This window comes from Schwartzia sp. (in: firmicutes) (assembly GCF_978017985.1).
In genome coordinates, this window is record NZ_CDXDFU010000064.1 from 1 (window position 1) to 17,804 (window position 17,804).

The following is a 17,804-nucleotide window of genomic DNA, read 5'->3' on the forward strand; positions in this document are numbered from 1 at the left end:
GATTCGAGCGGCAAAGGAACTCATGGACACGGAAAGAAAAATTACCGAGGAACATGAGGACAAGCAGATTCAGGTAGAAAACTGAAAAAGTAAAAGACAGGAGCAGGCATAAAGCCTTGCTCCTGTTTTTGTATGCCCGAATAAATTTTTTATGAATTGCAAAAGACGAATGCGTTCTGTGATACAATGTATGAATGAAAGGGGACTCGAAGATGGAATTGCTTAAAACAATAAAGCCGCTTGACTGGCTCATACTTGTCGTTGCGGTTTTGATTTTAGTTCAGATGAATTTTTCTCACCTTATGGTGGAGGATGTACTGTATCTTACAGCAATCATTATGTGGAGCGGCGGACTTTTGGTGCGTCTTTATCTGCAGTCAAGAAAGCTGAACAGCCGAAAGTGAAATTGACGCTTCTTGAGTAAGAATAAACCGTGATTTTGACGTGATACTGCCTGTGGACTGGAAAAACCGATTTGGTTTTTGGAGGTGCAGTTATGAAGCAAAGGGACAGGACGCTTGATATAGCCAAAGGAATAAGCATGCTCCTTGTCGTTGGGTATCATATCATTCTTTCGTCGCCGGAAACAGAGCCGTTTTTTGAATGTGTATGCGGTGTTTTGGGCTTCTTTACCTTTGCGGCAGGATATACATACAGGCGGGGGAAAAGAACCTTTGGCGCGAGTGTCATGAGCCGTGTAACAGGAATGATGCTACCTTATTTTAAGATTTCTTTTGCTGCGCTCACTCTCTCCTGCAGTTATTATCATTTTACGCGAAGCGTAGATTGGCAATACTGTGCGGATCAGTATGTTTTCACCTATTTTCGTGAGGAATTGACGGAGATGATTTGGCCTGGATATTTCCGAGGCGAAGATTGTTTGTATAATCTTGTCAGTCCCGGATGGTATCTGTGGATGCTGTTTTTCGCAAGCATACTTTTCTACGGCACGGCAGATTTTGCTTTGCAGAGCAGTGTGCGGACTATAGCTTTGACTGTGTTATTCGGCGCAGTATCTTACGTAATGATTGACTCGCGTGTGGTATTGCCGTACGGAATGCAGTGCGCTCCTGTATATGCGGCGGTTATGCTTATCGGTTCCTATTGCGGCAACAATCGGCTTTTGGACTTTGACCGCATGGGTGGAGGGAGGAAGCTTTTTCTTGCCGCATTGTCATTTGCCATTATCTTTATCGTTCTGCGATTTGAACTGGTAGAGAAAACCTTTTTGGGACAGTTCAGAGATGTTCACTCGTATGTTGACGGGGTAATCGCGTATATCCTTTTGGGGCTTTCGGATACGTTCCTGCTTATGTGGCTGTCGCGCGCCATTGCAAAATGCGGTGGCGTGGTCGCTGACTGGCTGGTGTTTTTCGGAGCGGGAACCATCGTAACGCTTTTGATTCACGGCCCGTTCAGCCTTTTGTGGTTTGACCTTTTCTCAATGCCCTGCAAATTCGCAATGTGGGTAAGAGACTATACAACCGGAGAGCTTTTGGCTTCCGTCGCGGTGTTCCTGCTGACGATGGTAAGCTGCCATGCTGTTCTCCGTTTGCGTGAACACTTTAAGCATTCATAGAGTTTTTAGCGGCTGCGGTCTGAGTACTGCAGCCGCTTTTTCGTATGTATTCATGTGAATCTCAGAAAAACTGCGTAAAATCAACGTTTATGGGATAAAAATCAAGCATGTTTTTAACTTTGTTAAAATCGTGTAAGACGGCATCTGGTTTGACATTACGGCGTTAAATCTCTATACTTATAAACAGTATTGCTTCATATATTTAGGAGATGAAGATGTGTTTGAAACGTAAAAAGTGGTGTTTGTCGTTTCTGGCGCTTCTGATGTCGTTTATGATGCTTGCCGCCGGGTGCGGAGGCAAGGGAACCGCTTCGGACGGCGGGGCAAAACAGCAGGCCGATTCGAATGTCACGATAAAGATGCTGGACGTAGGGCAGGGGGATGCTATCCTGATCCGTACACCTGAACAGACCGTGCTCATTGATACAAGCGATGTGGATGAGAAGCAAAAGCTGAGCGCGGCGCTGAAAGATGAGAAAGTCAAAGTAATCGATAAGCTCATAATAACACATCCGCATGCTGACCATTTGGGCGGCATGTCGGTCGTTTTCAACGAGTGCGAGGTCAAGGCGGTCTATGATAACGGACAGGCTGCGACTACAAAGCTTTACCGTGATTACCTGAAAACTATTAAGTCAAAGGGAATCCAGTATAAGGCGCTTCGCGACGGAGACCGTATTGATTTTGGCGGCGGAGCTGTGTTTGAGGTACTCAGCCCGACGGAGGATATGGTTAAAGAAGGCGGCCACGATGAGAAGGGCAAAATAAATCTGAACCTTAATTCTGTGGTCGGACGTCTCGTGTACGGCGAGTTCAGCATGATGTTCACGGGGGATGCAGAGACCGAATCCGAGAAGGGTATCATGAAACGCTATGCACCGAAGGAACTCAAAAGCACGATTTTGAAATCCGGGCACCACGGAAGCAAGACGTCTTCCGGTCCGAAATTTCTCAGGGCGGTACAGCCTGAGGCGGCGCTTATCTCCTGCGGAAAGGGAAATGAATACCATCATCCGCATCCGTCAACGAGGAATAAATACACAAAGTATAAGATTGATTTCTACCGCACAGACGTGAATGGAATGATTACCGTGGAGACGGATGGACATTACTACACAATCAGCACTGAACGCGGTACAAAGAATGATGATACAGGAAACTGAGCAAGAAAGGGTTTTTTGATGAAAGCAGTTATTGACCGTTTTGAAGAAGATAAAGCGGTATTGCTCGTCGGTGAAGACGAGGACATAGAGGTTGTTTTTCCTAAGGCATACATGCCGAAGGATGCTGAGGAAGGCGATTATCTTTCTGTTTCTATCGCCGTCGACCGGGAAGCAACCGAGGCCGCCCGCGCGGAGGCTGAGGCTTTGCTGAAGGATCTTCGAGGAGGAATTTGATGAGAGATGTTGTTTGTCGTTTTCTGCTGACACTTCTTCTTTGTGTCTTTATGATACCCGGAGAGGTGGAGGCGGCTCCGTCACATGAGATAAAGTATATTACGTCCAAAGTAGTTGAGGAGGATGGTAATACTTTCCTCAGGATGGAAATCGGTCTTTCCAAGGGAGCTGCAGAGTATACGGTGAAGAATGGAAGCATTCTGCATCCAAACCGTCTCTGCATTGAGATTGAAAACACAAAACCGGGCGATGTGCAGAAGGAAATGCGCCTTGACCCGAAATATGCAAAGTCGGCGCGTGTACGCGGACTTGATAAGAATACGCAGGTGCTCTTTTCTCTGGCGGGACTTGCGGAAAATGAAGAATACAGCATTACAACGATAGAGGCTGATAAAAAGCATAAAAAGCCGTTTCGTATCGTTGTTGATATTTATGAGTCCGGGTATGTCCGCAGGGGCTTTGTGGACGGACTCAAGGGACGCCATATAGTCGTAGACCCCGGGCACGGCGGAACGGACCGGGGGGCTACAGGCCCGTCGGGACTCCTGGAAAAGGATGTCACCCTTGAGGTATCTTTGAAGCTTCGCGATATTCTTGAAAATTCCGGCGCGATTGTCACGCTTACCCGTGAGGACGACCGTGATGTGTGGGGACCTACCGCAACGGATTCCCAGGAGCTTCAGGCACGCTCCGATGTGGGTGAGAATACTCCGGGAACAGAGGTATTCCTGAGCGTACACTGCAACGCGTTCAGCTCAGCATCCTCACATGGTACGGAAACATATTATTACTACGGCAAATCCTGGCTTGATGAGCTTCTTGCTCAAAATCTGCAGGAGGCTATGCTTGAGCATAACGGGCTGCATGACCGCGGAGTAAAAGCGACACGCTTTTATGTTTTGACGCATACGTCCATGCCGGCTGCTCTCGTCGAGCTTGCGTTCATCACAAATTACGAAGAGGAAGCGCTCTTGGGGGATGATGCGTTTCAGGAGGAAATGGCGATGGCGCTTGCTGAAGGATTGGCAAATTATTTCGCGGGAAGCGGAACGTGAATAGAGGGGACGGAGGAGTATGAAGAATATCAGTAAAAGTCTTTTGGTTTGCATGATGGCACTGCTCATGCTGCTGACTGCAGGCTGTGATAAGGAAAAAGAAAAACAGCAGCCGCAGCAGAAACAGGAGCAGCAGCAGAAAAAGGATGAAAAGCCGCAGCAGAAGCCTGTTGATGACAAGGTGACTGTAAAGCTTTATTACCCGACAGATGATGCTGAAAAGCTCGTTGTAGTAGAGACAAAGGTTCCGTCGAAGGACAAATATAAGGCTTCGGTGGAGGCACTCATTGCCGGTCCGAACAAAACAGGCCTTACGGGGATTTTCCCGAAGGGAGTCAAGGTCCGCAGTGTGAAGGTTAAGGACGGACTTGCAACGGTTGATTTCACGCAGGAGCTCACAAAGCGTTTTGTAGGAGGCTCCACAGGTGAGGAAATGCTGGTGGGTTCTCTTGTAAATACACTCACCGGATTTTCTGAAGTGACGTCAGTGTTGATTACTGTTGAAGGCAAAGGAATCGAGACAATCGCAGGACATCTTGATACGAGCATTCCGTTCAAACGTATGGAAGAACTTTTGAAATAACACGGCATCACAGTTAAATACAGACAGATAAAACGGGCTGAGAGAATTATTCATCAGTCCGACAGCAGCGCCAATAGGAATATTTTGCTTTGGCAGGATGTTCCCATTGGCGTTAGACTTTTCAGATAAGGAGATTTCGCATGGCTACTCAGATGGAGCAGGCAAGAAAAGGTGTTATAACAGACGAAATGAAGATAGTCGCGGAGGCAGAACATCAGGATGCGGAGTCTATCCGCGAGCGTGTTGCGCGCGGTGTGATTGCCATTCCTGCCAACATAAATCATAAAAATCTTCGCCCTGAGGGTGTGGGTGAAGGGCTGCGCGTTAAAGTCAACGCCAATATAGGTACTTCCAGTACGTTCCCTGACATTGAACCTGAGCTTGAAAAGCTTGATGAGGCTGTACGCTGCGGCGCTGACGCGGTTATGGACCTTTCAACGGGAGACCATATTGATGAGTCACGCCGTGCTATTATCGGACATTCGCCTATCATGGTTGGTACGGTGCCTATTTACGAAGCAACAGTTGAAGCTATCAAGAACCGTGGCGCTGTTGTCGATATGACCGTAGAAGACCTTTTGACAACGATTGAAAAACAGGCAAAGGACGGTGCTGATTTCATGACGCTGCACTGCGGTCTTACCCGCAATGCAATCGAGCGTCTGCGCAAAGAAGGCCGCGTTATGGATGTTGTAAGCCGCGGAGGTTCTTTCCTTACGGGCTGGATGCTTCATAACGAAAAAGAGAATCCGCTTTATGAGCATTATGACGATTTGCTTGATATCTGTGTTAAATATGATGTAACAATAAGCCTCGGAGACGGTCTACGGCCGGGCTGTCTTGCAGACGCAACCGACCAGGGACAGATTACGGAGCTTTTGAACCTCGGAGAGCTCACCCTTCGCGCATGGCACCGCGGGGTTCAGGTCATGGTCGAGGGGCCGGGGCACATGCCGTTCGATCAGATTGCGGCGAATATGAAGCTTGAAAAGCAGCTTTGCCACGGCGCGCCGTTCTATGTTCTCGGACCTCTTGTAACGGACATTGCGCCGGGCTACGATCATATTACCGCTGCTATCGGAGGAACAATGGCGGCTGTGAGCGGAGCAGATTTCCTGTGCTATGTGACGCCTGCAGAACATCTTGCTCTGCCGACCATAGAGGATGTGCATGACGGAGTCATGGCATCCCGTATTGCGGCACACGCTGCGGATATCGTAAAGGGAATACCTGGAGCAAAAGAACAGGACCTTGCCATGGGAAAAGCCCGCAAGATTCTCGACTGGGATGCTCAGATGAAGCTGGCTATTGATCCGGAGTTTGCGAAGAAGAAGCGCGGGGCACGCAATCCTGAGGACGAAGGTGCATGCTCCATGTGCGGTGATTACTGCGCTGTAGAGATTGTAAATCAGTACATGAAAAAATAAAGATAATTTTCTGAAAAAAAGAGGATTTTTTATTTTTTCGACGAATAAAGAAATCTAAAAAGAATTTTGCATATGATATTTCGTTTTGAATGGAGGAATAGTTTATGGCAACAATTCAGCGGATTCTTGTTCCTGTCGATGGTTCTGTTAGCAGTGCCAAGGCTGCGGAGAAGGGAAAATTCTACGCAGACAAGTGCGGAGCGGAGCTTCATCTTTTGTATGTTGCAAGTGAGATTCAGAAGGATATTCCAAGCAGCATTATTTTTGATGAGATAATGAAGGAACTTCCACCGGGACTTGTTGTTAAAACCCATGAAAGAGCGGGAAACATTGCAGATGAAATTCTTATGAAGGCTGATGATATCGCTGCCAGCATGATTATCATGGGCAGCCGCGGACTTGGTATTTTCAAGGGCGCCCTTATCGGAAGCGTAAGCCAGCAGGTCGTTGAGCGTTCAATGGTGCCTGTCATGATAGTCAAAGCAGATAATAATTGATGAACAAATGTCCTTTGTGCGAATACATTATGTAAATAAATTGCAAATACTGCTTGCAATTTCAGAGAAAGTGTGATAATGTTACAAACAACAGAAATGCAGTGATATGGAGCAGTAGCATCCGGGGAATGCATAGAGAGCCGTTGGTTGGTGTAAAACGGACAGAAACGGGATGTGAACTCGCCATGGAGCAGCGCACTGATATGTAGGTGCCGCCGGAGGCTGACCGTTACAGCAGCAGGATATGTCAGTATCCGTCAGAGCGCGTGCAGCGATGCACGAATAAGAGTGGTAACACGCAGGCCGGGCCTTCGTCTCTTAATGAGAGGGAGCCCGGCTTCTTTATTTTGAAATGCTTGATTTGAAAACATGACTGGAGGATTTGAAATGAAAAACTTTACGAAATATCGCAAGGGGTATTATATGCCACCTGTCTGTGACATGAGCTGGGCGCAGAAGGAATATCCGGATAAGGCACCGACATGGTGCAGTGTTGATTTGCGTGACGGCAATCAGTCCCTTATCATTCCCATGAGCCTTGATGAGAAGATAGAGTTTTATAAAATGCTCATAAAGGTTGGCTTCAAGGAAATTGAAGTGGGTTTTCCTGCTGCATCTGATACGGAATATGAGTTCCTGCGCCGTCTGGTGGATGAGAATCTGATTCCTGATGATGTGACGGTACAGGTTCTGACTCAGGCGCGCGAGCATATCATAAAAAAGACCTTCGAAGCACTGAAGGGCGTAAAGAACGCTATAGTTCATGTGTACAATTCTACCTCCTTTGCACAGCGTCAGCAGGTGTTCCGCATGTCGAAGGAGGAAATCAAGCAGATTGCCGTTGACGGTGCTAAGCTTTTGAAGAAGCTTACTGAAGAGGCCGGCGCGGATTACCGATTCGAGTATTCGCCTGAGAGCTTCACAGGGACAGAGCCGGAATACGCACTCGAGGTATGCAACGCGGTTCTTGACGTATGGCAGCCGACACCGGATAAAAAGGCTATCATAAACATTCCTGTTACGGTAGAGATGTCCATGCCCCATGTCTATGCTATGCAGGTTGCATATATCTCGCAGAATCTGAAATACCGCGACAGCGTTGTGCTGTCGCTTCATCCGCACAACGACCGCGGCTGCGGCGTGGCTGATTCGGAAATGGGCCTTCTTGCGGGAGCTGACCGTATCGAGGGAACGCTTTTCGGTAACGGTGAGCGCACGGGTAACGCGGATATCGTAACGATTGGCATGAATATGTTTGCTCTGGGCGTAGACCCGCAGCTGGATTTTTCGAACATGCCGGAGCTTGTTGAGATGTATGAGCGTGTCACGAGAATGCATGTGCATGAGCGTCAGCCTTATGCAGGCGCTTTGGTGTTTGCTGCTTTTTCCGGTTCTCACCAGGATGCAATCGCAAAGGGTATGAAATGGCGCGAGGAAACAGACCCGAGCCGCTGGACTGTGCCGTATCTTCCCATCGACCCGCAGGACGTCGGACGTCAGTACGATGCGGATGTTATCCGTATCAACAGCCAGTCCGGAAAGGGCGGAGTCGGCTTCATAATGGAGCAGAAATACGGTATTGATATGCCCAAGAAAATGCGTGAGGATTTCGGTTACTGCATCAAGGGTGTTTCCGACCACAAACACAAAGAGCTTCTGCCGGATGAAATTTATCAGATTTTCCAGCAGGAGTATGTCAACGCGGAAAGTCCGTACAAGCTTGTTGACTTTGCTCTCCGTAAGGAACCGAACGGAATACGTTCAGGAGAAGTTATCATGATGATAGACGGAAAAGAGCAGAAGTTCAATGCAAAGGGCAACGGACGCCTTGACGCGGTCAGCAACGCGCTTCAGGAAAATCTCGGGGTGCAGTACAAAGACCTCATATACAGCGAGCATGCTTTGGAAATCGGGCAGGCATCCCGTGCAATGGCGTATATCGGTATCACAGGTGAGGATGGCAGAACGACATGGGGAGCAGGAATGGATACAGATATTATCACGGCATCTATCCTTGCGCTTGTGAGTGCAATCAATCGCATGAAGAACGGAAAATAAATAGAAGAAAAACAATGAGAGGCAGTAGACAAAATTTCGTCTACTGCCTTGTTTTTGCGGTTTACGCTACTTAAGAGATATGATAAAATATGGAAATAGGAGAAATTTCAGTTTTTTTCCATTTTTTATGAATTTTTGAAAACAAAAAAGGAATTTCTTTTGTTTTGTCGAATAGATACCCTTAGGTGATAAAAATAATAACTTAAAGGAATAGTTCGGGGTTTATTCAAATTGGTTGTTTTGCCCACAGAGTTATCTTGGGAATCTCAATAAAAAGGATAGTGGTTCATATGGGTAAGTTCGATGTTATCCGTGACAAGAGCATTGTAGGAACGCCTGTCGTCCATCTTACTGCGATGACGGCGGTTTTGTTTTGCTTCTGGCTTTTGCTTTCGGGTACATTCCAGACTAAGTTCCTTATTTACGGAATACTGACGGCGGTCATATCGGCATGGGTTTCATATCCCCTGCTGCTACTGCCCAATGCTGATGCGACGAAAAAATACTTTGTTTTCGGAGTAAATCCGGTAAAGCTCGTGATTTACTTTTTCTGGCTCATGTGGCAGCTTGTTCTTGCGAACGTGGATGTTCTTAAGGCAACGGTAAGATCGGAAATAGAGATAAATCCCCGCATCGTGAGGTTCCGCTATAAGACGGATAATCCGATGGCAATGGTCATCCTGGCAAATTCGATAACGCTGACACCCGGAACCGTTACAATCGACTTAACGGATGAAGGAGTGTTTTATATTCATGCGCTGACGGACGGCGCTGCGGAAGGCCTAAACGGCGGCATGCAGAAGATGGTCGCATGGCTTTTCGGAGAGCAGTACGATTTTGAGATGCTGGGGGAGGATTACTGAGATGCATATTTTTTTCCTGGTTATCGTAGTTGTGCTCGTAATGACGATTGGTCTTATGATGCAGCGGCTTTTTCAGGGGCCGACAGTATTTGACCGCATGAACGGACTCGGTGTCATCACGGCGGATACTATCCTTCTTATTGTTCTGTTCGGATTTTTGGACAATCAGCCGGGAATGTATGTGGACCTTGCCATGGCCTATGCTATGATGGGCTGCCTGGGTTCTGTCGTTCTTGCGAAATATCTGGGAGGGAAGAATCTATGATTTTCGGTTTAAGCATACAGGAAATCATTGCCTGCCTTTTGATGGGGGCGGGGCTGATTTTCCTCATCGGTTCCATGGTTGGTATGCTCCGCCTGCCGGATTACTACAGCAGGGTGCATGCTTCGGGAAACAGCGAGACACTCGGAACTCTGCTGGTGTTCCTCGGACTTATTGTTTACAACGGCTATTCAAACGTATCAGCCAAGATTTTTATCGTGGCGCTGTTTGTGTTTTTGGGGAATCCTATCGGTTCCCATATTCTTGCAAAGGCGGCGTATAAAACAGGACATCCTGTCTGGACTCAGAAGCAGGCTGTGCAGCACGAGCTTTCTACTGAACCTACGACGTCAGTGACGACTGAAGAGGAAAAGGAGGCACAGGCAAATGCAGATTTACACAATTGAGGCTATTCTCCTTGTGTTCCTTATCCTGATTACGGGCTGTATCATCTATGAAAGAGACCTGCTGAGCGCGGTAATGATATACTGTGCATTCAGCTTTGGCGCAGTGCTGCTGTACCTTATGATGGGTTCTCCCGATGTCGCGTTTACAGAGGTTGTTGTCGGTACGGTTTCCACAATATTCTATGTAATCGCCCTCAAAAAAATCGATAGGTGGTGTAAGTGATGCGTGGTTTTGTTATTACAGTTTTGGCACTTCTGACCGGACTGTTCTGCAGCAGTGTTCTGTTCCTTCCGGTTATCGGTGACCCGGACAGCGCTCCGAACCAGCATATCTCTCCCGTCTATATCTCGCAGAGTGAACTGGATACGGGCTCTCCGAACATTGTTACGGGTACGCTCGCAGACTACAGAGGTTTTGATACCATGTGGGAGACAACGGTTATGTACCTTTCGGGTCTCACTGCAGTGCTTATCCTGAGCAAATCAACAATGGGACGGCGTCCCGAGAAGGAGGATGATTACGAATGATGAAAGATCCGTTCGGTGGTATGCTGCTGAACATCGCGTTCCGTCTTCTCGTTCCTTTTTCACTTGTCTATGCCGTATATGTCCTTATACTGGGTGAATCTTCACCGGGCGGCGGATTTCAGGCCGGCGTTGTAATGGGCTTCGGTATTATTCTGGCAAGATTGATTCTTGGTGAGGATGCTAAGATTTTCAATGTCCGAATCGAGACCTCGCTTGTACTTGCAGGCTGCGGCACGTTTATTTATGCTTTGGCAGGCTGGCTGACCTTAGTAGGCGGCGGTAAATTTCTCGACTACAGCTTCCTTCCTGTTTCTATGGAAGCAACGCATGAGCTTCATGCGCTCGGTATTCTCATGATTGAAACGGGCGTTACAATATGCGTCATGATGACGATACTCAACATCATGGATGCTGTGGTGAGGAGGAGTGAAGACTGATGGATGCATTAAATGAGTTCCTGGCAAGGCGCGGCATCTACACACTGGTCATGATTCTCTTTTTCCTTGGTGTGTACGGCATGGTTCTTGCAAAGAACTATCTGAAAAAACTCATGGCTATGAATGTCATGCAGGTTGCCGTCATTTTCTTTTATCTGTGCTTTGCACAGAAAGAGGGCGCGATGATTCCTATCCTCGTCCCCGGAAATGTCGATCCTGCAAGCTATATCAATCCTATCCCGCATGCGCTGATGCTGACGGCTATCGTTGTCAGTATGGGTACCACAGGCGTTGCGATTGCGCTTCTGATGCGAATCAAGGAGTTTTACGGGTCCGTCGAAGAGCGTGAGGTCTTAAGGAGGGCGAGTAAATGAGTCTGGCGCTGCATAGTCCGGTATTCATCGTACTCCTTCCGCTTACCGCTTCGCTTCTCTGCTTAGCGTTCAGCCGGATTCACCGCAAGCTTGGTTCGTGGCTTGTTCAGCTGGCTATTTTCGGTTCGCTCCTGTGCTCGCTCGACACGATGCGTCAGGTTCTTGCGGAGGGTACGAAATCCGTCCATTACTGGATGGGAAACTGGGCACCGCCTATTGGCATTGAGTTTGTTGTTGACCCGCTCAATACGGCAGTGCTTTGCATGATTACGTTCCTGGCTTTTGTTATCAGCTTTTACAGCAAGCCGTTCCTTGAAAACGAGGACTGGCTCCACTACGGCGGATATTATACGCTGTACGGGCTTTTGACTGTCGGCCTTTGCGGTATGACGGTCACAGGCGACGTATTCAACATGTACGTTTATCTGGAGATAATGTCTCTTTCCGGCTACGGGCTTATTGCTCTCGGAGGGCATAAGTCGATGCTGGCGGCGTTCCGCTACCTGCTTGTCGGTACGATTGGCGCGTCTCTTTATCTTATTGGAGTCGGTTATCTCTATGCTATGACCGGTTCGTTGAACATGGCAGACATCAGCGTACGTATTCAGCCATTTGTTCACACTCCGCTTTTTGCGTTCGTTGTTGCGTGCTTCCTGATTGCTTTTGGAATCAAGATGGCACTTTTCCCGCTGCACGGCTGGCAGCCGGATTCCTATACATACTCCCATCCCGGAGCTGCAGGCTTCATTTCGGGATGTATGAGTAAGGTGCCGGCGTATGCAATGCTTCGGTATTTCTTCTATGTTTTCGGCATTCATAACACAGTAATGGAAGCCCTTATGAATGTTCTCGGAATCATGGGTATATGCGGTATTCTTATCGGTTCGGTAATGGCTCTCGCACAGTATGATTTCCGCCGTATGCTCGCGTATTCGTCTGTTGCGCAGCTCGGATATATTGCCGTAGGTATGGCGATGGGCAACATTTATGGCTTCATCGGTGCGGTGCTTCACCTTATCAACCACGCATTTATGAAATCAAGTCTTTTCCTTGTCGTTGGCGGTATCGCATATCGATTCGGCGAGGTAAATCTTTACCGTCTCGGCGGTCTCAACAAGAAGATGCCTGTATCAAGCATCGCAACGGTTCTCGCGGTGCTTTCCATGATTGGTATTCCACCGACATGCGGCTTCTTCAGTAAATGGTATTTGATGCTTGGTGCCTTCGAGGGACAGCAGTACATTTTTATCGCTGTTCTCGTTGTCAGCTCGCTTTTGAATGCAGTTTATTACGTTCGTATTGTTGAGCAGATGTTTGTACAGCGTGAAGCTTCCCTGACGGAGATACACGACCCTGTGACAAAGCTCGGCATGCCGCTGAGCATGGTTATCCCAATCGGTGTTACAGGTCTTGCGATTCTCCTGCTCGGTATCTACAGCAGCTCGCTTGTTACGAATATCGTTGAAGTCGGATTACCGGAGGTGCTCTTGAAATGACAGAAATAGATCCGCGCCCCTTTTTGGCGATAGGCACAGCATTTCTGGCGGCCCTTCTGGTTTCGGTCAGCCACAAATATCCGAATGTCCGTGAAATGTGGAGTACAATCGCTTCACTCATAATGTTCGGCCTTGTCATAAGCATGGCAGGGGGAGTATTGAACGGAGTGACGTACGAATATACTCTCTTCTATCTGACGGATACCATCGGACTTACGATGCGTGTAGACCCTGCGGGAATGATATTTGCAGCCCTTGCGGCGCTGCTGTGGATTCCTATCAACTTCTACAGTATCGGCTATATGCGAAACAACCATGAAGCTATGCAGACCGGTTATTTCGCAGCGTTTGCCCTTTGCATGGGTTCTACCATGGGCATCGCGATGGCGTCAAACCTTCTGACGTTCTTTATCTTCTATGAGATACTGACGATTTCAAGCTATCCGCTGGTACTTCATGAACGCGACCAGGAGGCTCTGCTCGCTTCGAGAAAGTATCTGGCATATACGTTGGTTTCCGGTCAGCTTTTCCTTGCCGGAACAGTCGGTGTCTACTGTATATCCGGAACGATGGATTTCCGTGCAGGCGGATTCCTTTCCCTCGACATGGCATCGCCGTGGGTACTGCAGCTTCTGTTTGTTCTTATGATTATGGCAGGCTCCGTTAAGGCTGCCGTTATGCCGCTTCATGGATGGCTTCCGGCCGCAATGGTTGCGCCGACTCCTGTCAGCGCGCTGCTGCATGCCGTTGCAGTCGTTAAGACGGGTGCATTTGCCGTACTTCGTATTCTCGGTTTCGTCTTCGGGCCGAAGCTTCTTTCACAGCTCGGAATCGCCGATGTGCTGGCATGGGCTGCTGTCATTACCATAATAGCAAGCTCATTTATCGCGCTGCGTCAGGATAACCTGAAACGCCGACTTGCATTCTCGACAATCGGACAGCTCAGTTATATCGTGCTTGGCGGCGCGCTTTTGACACCGCTGGCATTCAAGGGAGCATATCTCCACCTTGTAGCGCATGCGGTAATGAAGATTACGCTATTTATGTGCGCAGGCTGCATCATAGTTCGTACGCACCTGCATAACATAAGCGAAATGAACGGAATAGGCCACAAGATGCCGCTTACCATGGGCGCGTTTGCCGTCGCCTCTCTCGGTATCGCGGGTACTCCGTTTATTATCGGTTTCATCAGTAAATGGAACCTCGCAATGGGTGCCATTCAGGCAGGAAAACCGCTTTTCGTGGCAGCATGGGTAGCTTCGGCACTTTTGGCTATGGCTTACCTTATGCCGGTTGTACGAATGGCGTTCTTCCGTCCTGAGCCGGTTAATGACCCGCGCCGTTACGGGCTTATAAGCTACTGTATGCTTATTCCTATTTGCTTCACGGCGATTCTGGCGGTTCTGCTCGGAATAAATCCGGAGCTTTTCCCACCGGACTTTTACAAGCTGGCAGATATGGCTTCCTCTGCGATAACAGCCGGATGGGGAGGTGGATGGAGTGATTGATTTAATCAATGATTCCAAAAAACGGAACAAAGTAATATTATTGTTCCTGCTGCTCGGTCTTGCGGTTTTCGGATTTGCTTATTCCTGCGGTGTATACGAAAGCACCGCGGAAAATATTCTCGAACGTCCCGGCGTTATGGTAGGCTTCTCCTTCGTTGGGTGCTGGGTGCTCATAATCCTGGCAAAGCTCATAATGACACCTCTGCTACAGAGGGATGAGGATTATTACGGGGAAGGGGGCGATGATACCGATGCTTGAGAATGTACATCCCGGTCTGATATTTATTCTGGTCGGTTTCTTTGCTTCTCTGTGCGGTGACAAAGCCCGCAAAATGATTCTTGCCTGCTGTCCGCTGCTTGCAGTCGGAAGCATGCTGAACATCGCTCTTGGGACGGACCTTTCGTATACGTTCCTTTCGGACTATACGGTTCATTATCTCTATGCTGATAAGCTCAGCTGGATTTTCGGAGCCATATTCTGTATTCTCGGCGCCGTTGGCGCAGTCTACAGCTGCCACAACAAGAGTGCTCTCGAAGCCCTTTGTTCGATGACCTATGTAGGTTCGTCAGTGGGTGTTGTGCTCGCTCACGACTGGATTACCTTCCTGTTCTTCTGGGAACTGGAGGCGGTGTCTTCCGTATTCCTTATCTGGAATGACCCGAGACCGACAAGCCGTGCAGCAGGTATGCGCTACATTCTTGTGCATACGCTCTCAGGCAACTGCGTACTCTTTGGCGTAATCATGAAGCTGGTACAGGGCGATTTGATGGTTCACAACCTTGTGGCAGGACCTCATGACGCGGCTTTCTGGACTATACTCATCGGATTCTGCATCAATGCAGCGGTCGTACCGCTTCATTCGTGGCTTACAGACGGATATCCGGCTGCAACCCTCACAGGAAGCGTGTTTATGAGCAGCTGCACCACAAAGGTTGCAGTATATGCGCTGCTCCGCGTTTTCGGCGGAACAGAGCTTCTTATCGGGTTCGGTGTTCTCATGGCACTTTACGGTGCAAGCTTCGCGGTCATGGAAAACGACATGATAAAGCTCTTGAGCTATCATATCGTGAGCCAGGTCGGCTACATGGTCGCCGGTGTAGGTATCGGAACAATGATGAGCATGAACGGTGCTACTGCCCATGCTTTCAGCCATATTCTTTATAAATCCCTGCTGTTCATGTGCTGCAACGCGCTGATATATGCAACGGGAGTAAGAAAGATAAACGAGCTGGGAGGCATGGCGAAACGCTATCGGCTTGTGTTTATATGCTTTGCCATAGGCGCGTTCTCCATCTCAGGCGTTCCGCTCTTTAACGGATTTGTCAGCAAGATGATTACCATAACGGCAGCAGAAGAAGCACACATGGGAATTGTTGCACTGCTTCTTGAGCTTGCCAGCATTGGTACGCTCCTGTCTATCTGCTTCAAGATGCTTTACTTCATCTTCCTGCGGCCGGACAAGGGTATGGCACCTGAGAAGCGTCCTATCGAGAGCAACATGAGCCTGGCAATGGTACTCGGTGCAGCACTCTGCACCATAATCGGTCTTTTCCCTGAGATAACGCTTTATCAGTTCCTGCCGTTCGGCCCTGTGGGATATGTACCGTACACAATCGGGCATGTCTCCAATCAGGTAATCATGTGCTGCATAGCAGTCATTCCTTTCCTGATGTTCCTGCCGAGAATGGAGCCTCATACGGCTCTATCTCTTGATACGGACTGGGTATACCGCCGTCCGCTCAAGGCTGTGTTTGACGGCATAGCATGCCTCTGCATAGGTCTTTGCCGCGGTCTCGGTCATGCGTGGGGAGTAGGCGTACGTCAGTCCATGTTCCTCATGGGCAACCCAATGCAGTTTCTTGATGCTAAACCTTTCTACGCGAAAAAGCATTACAGCCCTGATAACTACAGGACAAGCATTGCAGACACTATCATGATTATATTGACGGTGCTCTTTATATGCATCTTCTACTTCAGGACAAGCTTGTGATTTGATACAACTAAAGCCTCGCAGAAATGCGAGGCTTTCTGTTTTTCATGATAAATACATGTAATTTGGGTAACATGTGCAGCTATAGCCTCAAAAAGGAGATAAGTATGCAGATAAAGCTTTCGGATCATTTTACATATAAAAAACTGCTGCGGTTTACAATGCCGTCCGTTATGATGATGATATTCACATCGATATACGGCGTTGTGGACGGATTTTTCATATCTAATTATGTCGGTGCGATTCCTTTCGCGGCGGTAAATCTCATTATGCCTTTTTTGATGCTGTTGGCAACTGTGGGATTCATGTTTGGAACGGGAGGCAGCGCCCTCGTCGCGATGCTTTTGGGCAGGGGTGAAAAAGAACGCGCAAACGGGATTTTTTCATTTCTCGTTTACGTTCTTGCTGCTGTCGGCATTGTTTTCACGGTACTGGGTTTTGTATTTCTCCCGGAGGTGTCCCAAATGCTCGGGGCATCTGAGGAAATGCTGCCGTACTGTGTAATGTATGGGCGTATAGTGCTGTTTTCTCTTACGCTGTTTATGCTGCAGATTTCATTCCAGGATTATCTTGTCGTCGCGGAACGTCCGAAGCTTGGATTTTATACGACACTTGCCGCGGGCTGTACAAATATGCTTCTTGACGCAATCCTTGTCGGATATCTTTCTATGGGTGTGACCGGAGCAGCGCTTGCTACCTGCATAAGCGAGACAGTTGGAGGACTTATTCCGCTGGTCTATTTTGTTATGCCAAACGGGGGAACGCTTCGTCTGGGCAAAACTTATGCCGCTTTTAAGCCATTGCTGAAAGCAGCATCCAACGGAATAAGCGAATTCGTATCCAGCGTATCCATGTCCTTTGTCAGCATTCTGTACAACTTCCAGCTCATTGCGATTGCGGGAGAAAACGGTGTGGCGGCATATGGCATCATAATGTACGTGGATTTCCTGTTCATGGCACTCTTTATAGGATATTCTATGGGAATCTCCCCTGTCATAAGCTATCACTACGGAGCGCAGAATCACATGGAGGTGCGCAGTGTCCTGCGAAAGAGCCTCTTTGTCATTGGGGCATCCGGGGTAGTCATTACCGTTCTGGCTGAGACTTTGGCGTATCCTATGGCAATGATTTTTGTCAGCTATGATACAGAGCTTCTGGAACTCACTGCCCATGGATTTCGCCTGTATTCCTTCGCGTTCCTTCTCTGCGGGTTTAATATCTTCGGCTCGGCCTTTTTCACAGCACTCAATAACGGAATGACATCCGCTGTAGTGGCATGCGGCCGCACGCTTTTGTGCGAATCGTCTGCGGTTCTGCTTCTGCCGATGCTGCTTGGCTCGGA

At 48.4% G+C, this 17,804-nt stretch carries 21 protein-coding genes and 1 other annotated feature; all 21 genes read left to right on the forward strand.

The window, feature by feature from the left end; genetic code table 11:
- Positions 1-212: 212 nt before the first annotated feature.
- The gene (locus ACY69O_RS03000) at positions 213-404 is read left to right on the forward strand and encodes a hypothetical protein (RefSeq protein ID WP_462331988.1); all 192 of its coding nucleotides are present in this window, start codon (positions 213-215) and stop codon (positions 402-404) included.
- A gap of 92 nt (positions 405-496) precedes the next feature.
- Positions 497-1,579, forward strand: a complete 1,083-nt coding sequence (locus ACY69O_RS03005) for an acyltransferase family protein (protein ID WP_462331989.1) — start codon at positions 497-499, stop codon at positions 1,577-1,579.
- A 263-nt stretch (positions 1,580-1,842) separates the two neighbouring features.
- A complete protein-coding gene (locus ACY69O_RS03010; RefSeq protein ID WP_462332008.1) occupies positions 1,843-2,742 on the forward strand; it encodes a ComEC/Rec2 family competence protein in 900 nt (299 codons plus the stop codon).
- An 18-nt stretch (positions 2,743-2,760) separates the two neighbouring features.
- Entirely contained in the window at positions 2,761-2,976 is a 216-nt protein-coding gene (locus tag ACY69O_RS03015) for a DUF3006 domain-containing protein (RefSeq protein ID WP_462331990.1), read from the forward strand.
- A complete protein-coding gene (locus ACY69O_RS03020; protein WP_462331991.1) occupies positions 2,976-4,031 on the forward strand; it encodes an N-acetylmuramoyl-L-alanine amidase family protein in 1,056 nt (351 codons plus the stop codon). The genes ACY69O_RS03015 and ACY69O_RS03020 overlap by 1 nt, the downstream gene beginning before the upstream one ends.
- Positions 4,032-4,050: 19 nt before the next feature.
- Positions 4,051-4,614, forward strand: coding sequence for a GerMN domain-containing protein (locus tag ACY69O_RS03025; RefSeq protein ID WP_462331992.1), 564 nt, complete (start codon positions 4,051-4,053; stop codon positions 4,612-4,614).
- A gap of 140 nt (positions 4,615-4,754) precedes the next feature.
- Positions 4,755-6,041 (forward strand): phosphomethylpyrimidine synthase ThiC, encoded by a 1,287-nt coding sequence (gene thiC, locus ACY69O_RS03030; RefSeq protein WP_462331993.1) that lies wholly within the window; start codon positions 4,755-4,757, stop codon positions 6,039-6,041.
- 104 nt (positions 6,042-6,145) lie between these two features.
- Positions 6,146-6,538 carry a universal stress protein gene (locus tag ACY69O_RS03035; protein ID WP_462331994.1) on the forward strand — a complete coding sequence of 131 codons (393 nt, stop codon included), beginning with the start codon at positions 6,146-6,148 and terminating at the stop codon, positions 6,536-6,538.
- 92 nt (positions 6,539-6,630) lie between these two features.
- Positions 6,631-6,860: a binding site (T-box leader), on the forward strand.
- A 65-nt stretch (positions 6,861-6,925) separates the two neighbouring features.
- A complete protein-coding gene (locus ACY69O_RS03040) occupies positions 6,926-8,596 on the forward strand; it encodes a 2-isopropylmalate synthase (RefSeq protein ID WP_462331995.1) in 1,671 nt (556 codons plus the stop codon).
- Positions 8,597-8,886: 290 nt separating this feature from the next.
- Positions 8,887-9,459 (forward strand): Na+/H+ antiporter subunit E, encoded by a 573-nt coding sequence (locus ACY69O_RS03045; protein WP_462331996.1) that lies wholly within the window; start codon positions 8,887-8,889, stop codon positions 9,457-9,459.
- Between the two features lies 1 nt (position 9,460).
- Positions 9,461-9,724, forward strand: coding sequence for a monovalent cation/H+ antiporter complex subunit F (locus ACY69O_RS03050; protein WP_462331997.1), 264 nt, complete (start codon positions 9,461-9,463; stop codon positions 9,722-9,724).
- Positions 9,721-10,128, forward strand: coding sequence for a monovalent cation/H(+) antiporter subunit G (gene mnhG / locus ACY69O_RS03055; RefSeq protein ID WP_462331998.1), 408 nt, complete (start codon positions 9,721-9,723; stop codon positions 10,126-10,128). The genes ACY69O_RS03050 and mnhG overlap by 4 nt, the downstream gene beginning before the upstream one ends.
- On the forward strand, positions 10,109-10,351 hold the full coding sequence (locus ACY69O_RS03060; protein WP_462331999.1) for a Na(+)/H(+) antiporter subunit B: 243 nt from the start codon (positions 10,109-10,111) through the stop codon (positions 10,349-10,351). Before mnhG ends, ACY69O_RS03060 begins: the two co-directional genes overlap by 20 nt.
- Positions 10,351-10,656, forward strand: a complete 306-nt coding sequence (gene mbhE, locus ACY69O_RS03065) for a hydrogen gas-evolving membrane-bound hydrogenase subunit E (protein WP_462332000.1) — start codon at positions 10,351-10,353, stop codon at positions 10,654-10,656. Before ACY69O_RS03060 ends, mbhE begins: the two co-directional genes overlap by 1 nt.
- Entirely contained in the window at positions 10,653-11,093 is a 441-nt protein-coding gene (locus ACY69O_RS03070; protein WP_462332001.1) for an MnhB domain-containing protein, read from the forward strand. Before mbhE ends, ACY69O_RS03070 begins: the two co-directional genes overlap by 4 nt.
- Positions 11,093-11,467: a sodium:proton antiporter gene (locus ACY69O_RS03075; RefSeq protein WP_462332002.1), complete on the forward strand. Its 375-nt coding sequence runs from the start codon at positions 11,093-11,095 to the stop codon at positions 11,465-11,467. Before ACY69O_RS03070 ends, ACY69O_RS03075 begins: the two co-directional genes overlap by 1 nt.
- Positions 11,464-12,963: a complex I subunit 5 family protein gene (locus ACY69O_RS03080; RefSeq protein WP_462332003.1), complete on the forward strand. Its 1,500-nt coding sequence runs from the start codon at positions 11,464-11,466 to the stop codon at positions 12,961-12,963. Before ACY69O_RS03075 ends, ACY69O_RS03080 begins: the two co-directional genes overlap by 4 nt.
- Positions 12,960-14,471 carry a monovalent cation/H+ antiporter subunit D family protein gene (locus ACY69O_RS03085; protein WP_462332004.1) on the forward strand — a complete coding sequence of 504 codons (1,512 nt, stop codon included), beginning with the start codon at positions 12,960-12,962 and terminating at the stop codon, positions 14,469-14,471. Before ACY69O_RS03080 ends, ACY69O_RS03085 begins: the two co-directional genes overlap by 4 nt.
- Complete coding sequence (locus ACY69O_RS03090; RefSeq protein WP_462332005.1) at positions 14,464-14,730, forward strand: hypothetical protein; 267 nt, start codon at positions 14,464-14,466, stop codon at positions 14,728-14,730. Before ACY69O_RS03085 ends, ACY69O_RS03090 begins: the two co-directional genes overlap by 8 nt.
- A complete protein-coding gene (locus ACY69O_RS03095; protein WP_462332006.1) occupies positions 14,723-16,462 on the forward strand; it encodes a Na(+)/H(+) antiporter subunit D in 1,740 nt (579 codons plus the stop codon). The genes ACY69O_RS03090 and ACY69O_RS03095 overlap by 8 nt, the downstream gene beginning before the upstream one ends.
- 107 nt (positions 16,463-16,569) lie before the next feature.
- Positions 16,570-17,804: MATE family efflux transporter (locus ACY69O_RS03100; RefSeq protein ID WP_462332007.1), on the forward strand; the 1,235-nt coding region annotated here is incomplete at its 3' end.

Bases quoted from the DNA above. Each gene is read 5' to 3' on its own strand.
- ACY69O_RS03005 (WP_462331989.1), top strand. From the start codon at position 497: ATGAAGCAAAGGGACAGGACGCTTGATATAGCCAAAGGAATAAGCATG.
- thiC (WP_462331993.1), top strand. From the start codon at position 4,755: ATGGCTACTCAGATGGAGCAGGCAAGAAAAGGTGTTATAACAGACGAA.
- ACY69O_RS03085 (WP_462332004.1), top strand. From the start codon at position 12,960: ATGACAGAAATAGATCCGCGCCCCTTTTTGGCGATAGGCACAGCATTT.
- ACY69O_RS03095 (WP_462332006.1), top strand. From the start codon at position 14,723: ATGCTTGAGAATGTACATCCCGGTCTGATATTTATTCTGGTCGGTTTC.
- ACY69O_RS03075 (WP_462332002.1), top strand. From the start codon at position 11,093: ATGGATGCATTAAATGAGTTCCTGGCAAGGCGCGGCATCTACACACTG.
- ACY69O_RS03060 (WP_462331999.1), top strand. From the start codon at position 10,109: ATGCAGATTTACACAATTGAGGCTATTCTCCTTGTGTTCCTTATCCTG.
- ACY69O_RS03070 (WP_462332001.1), top strand. From the start codon at position 10,653: ATGATGAAAGATCCGTTCGGTGGTATGCTGCTGAACATCGCGTTCCGT.
- ACY69O_RS03050 (WP_462331997.1), top strand. From the start codon at position 9,461: ATGCATATTTTTTTCCTGGTTATCGTAGTTGTGCTCGTAATGACGATT.
- ACY69O_RS03010 (WP_462332008.1), top strand. From the start codon at position 1,843: ATGTCGTTTATGATGCTTGCCGCCGGGTGCGGAGGCAAGGGAACCGCT.
- ACY69O_RS03025 (WP_462331992.1), top strand. From the start codon at position 4,051: ATGAAGAATATCAGTAAAAGTCTTTTGGTTTGCATGATGGCACTGCTC.
- mnhG (WP_462331998.1), top strand. From the start codon at position 9,721: ATGATTTTCGGTTTAAGCATACAGGAAATCATTGCCTGCCTTTTGATG.
- ACY69O_RS03045 (WP_462331996.1), top strand. From the start codon at position 8,887: ATGGGTAAGTTCGATGTTATCCGTGACAAGAGCATTGTAGGAACGCCT.
- ACY69O_RS03015 (WP_462331990.1), top strand. From the start codon at position 2,761: ATGAAAGCAGTTATTGACCGTTTTGAAGAAGATAAAGCGGTATTGCTC.
- ACY69O_RS03080 (WP_462332003.1), top strand. From the start codon at position 11,464: ATGAGTCTGGCGCTGCATAGTCCGGTATTCATCGTACTCCTTCCGCTT.
- ACY69O_RS03020 (WP_462331991.1), top strand. From the start codon at position 2,976: ATGAGAGATGTTGTTTGTCGTTTTCTGCTGACACTTCTTCTTTGTGTC.
- ACY69O_RS03040 (WP_462331995.1), top strand. From the start codon at position 6,926: ATGAAAAACTTTACGAAATATCGCAAGGGGTATTATATGCCACCTGTC.
- ACY69O_RS03000 (WP_462331988.1), top strand. From the start codon at position 213: ATGGAATTGCTTAAAACAATAAAGCCGCTTGACTGGCTCATACTTGTC.
- ACY69O_RS03035 (WP_462331994.1), top strand. From the start codon at position 6,146: ATGGCAACAATTCAGCGGATTCTTGTTCCTGTCGATGGTTCTGTTAGC.
- mbhE (WP_462332000.1), top strand. From the start codon at position 10,351: ATGCGTGGTTTTGTTATTACAGTTTTGGCACTTCTGACCGGACTGTTC.